The organism is Streptomyces sp. NPDC060198, assembly GCF_042728415.1.
In the GTDB taxonomy this organism is placed as follows: domain Bacteria; phylum Actinomycetota; class Actinomycetes; order Streptomycetales; family Streptomycetaceae; genus Streptomyces.
Window position 1 is genome coordinate 1 of the sequence record NZ_JBHWZJ010000589.1, and the last position, 2,801, is coordinate 2,801.

Below are 2,801 nucleotides of genomic sequence, written 5' to 3' on the forward strand. Positions count from 1 at the left end.
GCCCCGCCCCGAGGGCCGGGGCCCACCCGCGACTCAGCCCGCCGCGCGGTACGGGGGCCAGCCCCGCAACTCGTCGTCCCGGGGCGCCTCCACCACGGCGGGAGCGCCCGGACCGAACGCCATCACCGGCCGCCGCGCGTCCCAGGCGTCCCACCCCGGATCGCCGGTGGCCGCGAACCGTACCCATGCCGCGTGCATCGCGTCCGCCAGTCCTTGCGGGGCGTGCGGACCGGCCAGCGCCACGGCGTCCGGGTGGGCCAGGGTGTCGAAGACGAAGCCGATCTCCAGGGCGTGGCAGGCACCCAGCCGCCGCACGGGGGAGCGCCAGCCGAACTCGTAGAGGTACGTGCGGCCACGGGCGCCCGTCCGCGCGTCGGCCAGGACGTTCAGAGGCACCCGCAGCAGCAGGTCCGTCGCGAGCGCGCCGAGCAGCTCGCCCGGTGTCGCGTCCGGGCGGTTGGCCCGGTACACCCGCGCCGTCGCGCCCGGCACTCCGAACCTCAGCAGCGCCAGCCGCAGCCGGACGCGCCCGAGGCGCTCGGTGAGCCCGCTGGGCACGAACCAGAGGCGGTACTCCTCGGTGTTCGTCCCCATCAGCAGGTCCACCCCGTCCGCCGCGCCCTCGCGCAGCGCCTCGGCCGGATCGCGGGGGAGCAGCTCGCCGTCGGTCACGATGTGGAACGCGTCGCGGCCGGTCAGCGGGTTCCCGCCGCGAGTCACCTCGCTCTGCGCGGCCAACAGCGCGGACGGTTCCACGGTCGCCAGCGCCGCGGCCGTCGCCGGAACACCCAGGCGCCGGGCGACGAGTTCCGTCGTACGGCGTCCCACGCCGGGCGTCGGGGCGTCGGGCGCACCGCTCTGCAGCACCGCCCGCCGGAACAGCCCCACAGCCCTCGGCGCGGCGAGCAGCGCGGCGATGCTCACCGCCCCGGCCGACTCGCCCGCCACCGTCACCAGCCCCGGATCGCCCCCGAACGCCGCGATGTTGTCCCGCACCCACTCCAGCGCGGCCAGCTGGTCGAGCAGACCGAGATTGGCGGGTGCGTCCGGGAAGACGCCGAACCCCTCGATCCCCAGGCGGTAGTTGGCGGAGACCAGCACCACCCCGTCCCGGGCGAACGCCGTCCCGTCGTAGACCGGGACGGCGGAGGACCCGTGCAGCAGCGAGCCGCCGTGTATCCAGACGAGGACCGGCAGTCCGGAAGGCCCGGACCGTTCCGGGCCGGGCGTCCACACGTTGAGGTTGAGCCACTCGTCACCGGGCACCTCGGGGTCAGGCAGCAGCGCGTCCAGGGGCGGGTCGTACGGGCGCTTGGGTGCGGTCGGCCCGAACGCCACGGCCTCCCGCACCCCCGGCCACGGCTCGGGCGGCTCCGGAGCCCGGAACCTGCGGGCACCCACGGGCGGCGCCGCGTACGGAACGCCCCGGAAGACCGTCACCCCGTTCTCCCGGACTCCGCGCACGGCTCCGTGGAGGGTGGTGACGGTGGTGGCGGACGGGCGGCCGTCCGGATGTGTCTCGCGCATGTGCGTCGGCCCTTTCGCGGGGTGCCCTCCAGAATGGGGTACTTCCCCGCCGGAGGCAGCCCGAAGAGCCCGGCGTTCCCGTACGCACCGGTACCCGCCGACGCGGCCCGCGGGCGCCCCGGCGATCCTGGTACGCGGGCGCCGCCGCGGACAGGCCTGTCCCGCACGACAGAACGTCACCACGGCAGCGAGCCACCACGGCAACAACGTTGTCAGAACGCCAGACCGCCGCCATGGCAGTACGTCACCACCGGAGCTTCCGCATGAGCACGTCCGACCGGCCCTGTTGCGCCCCCGGCCGCACCCCGCACCCCCCGCACGCGTCCGGCTCCGGCCCCGCCCTGCTCGGCATACCCGCCGTCCCGCCGCCCCCGGGTCAGGCGCGGGCGGCGGGGCACACCATGGCCGAACTGCCCGGCTGTACCTTCTGGATGGGGGACGCCTTCGACGAGGGGTACCGGGCCGACCACGAGGGCCCGGCGCGACGGGTCGCCGTCGCCGCCTTCGCCATCGACACCACCGCCGTCAGCAACGAGCGGTTCGCCGCGTTCGTCCGGGCCACCGGACACCGCACCGACGCCGAACGCTTCGGCAGCTCCTTCGTCTTCCACCGGCTCGTCCACCCCGACGCCCGGCGCCACGTCGTCGGCACCGTCCCCGGGGCGCCCTGGTGGCTGGGCGTCGAGGGCGCCACCTGGTCCGCCCCCGAAGGGCCCGGCTCCCACGTCGAGGACCGCGCCGACCACCCCGTCGTCCACGTCTCCCACGACGACGCCCTCGCCTACTGCGCCTGGGCCCGCCTGCGGCTGCCCACCGAGGCGGAGTGGGAGTACGCGGCCCGGGGCGGGCTGGAGAGCGCCCGCTACCCGTGGGGCGACGAGTTCACCCCCGGCGGCGAGGAACGATGCAACACCTGGCTGGGCGACTTCCCGCACCGCTCCGACCGGCCCGGCGGCCCCGGCACCGTCCCCGTCACCGCCTACCCGCCCAACGGCCACGGCCTCCACAACACCTCGGGCAACGTCTGGGAGTGGTGCGCCGACGCCTTCGGCCCCGGCGAACGCGTCATCCGCGGCGGCTCGTACCTCTGCCACGCCTCCTACTGCAACCGCTACCGGGTCGCCGCCCGCTCCCACAACACCCCCGACTCCTCCACCGGCCACGGCGGGTTCCGGTGCGCCCGCGACGCGTGAGAGCCGCGACCACGACAGCGCGCCCCCGGCCGGTCGACCACCGCGGCGCACAGCAGGAGGAGCCCGAGGGCCAGGACTCCG

2 protein-coding genes are annotated in these 2,801 nt (G+C 76.0%); one reads left to right on the top strand and one right to left on the bottom strand.

What is annotated here, in order from left to right; all coding sequences use genetic code 11:
• Window positions 1-33 precede the first annotated feature (33 nt).
• On the bottom strand, window positions 34-1,527 hold the full coding sequence (locus tag ACFWEP_RS33805; protein WP_387376001.1) for a carboxylesterase/lipase family protein: 1,494 nt from the start codon (window positions 1,525-1,527) through the stop codon (window positions 34-36).
• Window positions 1,528-1,790: 263 nt separating this feature from the next.
• On the opposite strand from ACFWEP_RS33805, the gene ACFWEP_RS33810 reads away from it, so the two are divergent.
• Window positions 1,791-2,720: a formylglycine-generating enzyme family protein gene (locus ACFWEP_RS33810; RefSeq protein ID WP_387376003.1), complete on the top strand. Its 930-nt coding sequence runs from the start codon at window positions 1,791-1,793 to the stop codon at window positions 2,718-2,720.
• Window positions 2,721-2,801: the final 81 nt, after the last annotated feature.

Coding starts and splice junctions, on each gene's coding strand:
- ACFWEP_RS33810 (WP_387376003.1), top strand. CDS start 1,791: ATGAGCACGTCCGACCGGCCCTGTTGCGCCCCCGGCCGCACCCCGCAC.
- ACFWEP_RS33805 (WP_387376001.1), bottom strand. CDS start 1,527: ATGCGCGAGACACATCCGGACGGCCGCCCGTCCGCCACCACCGTCACC.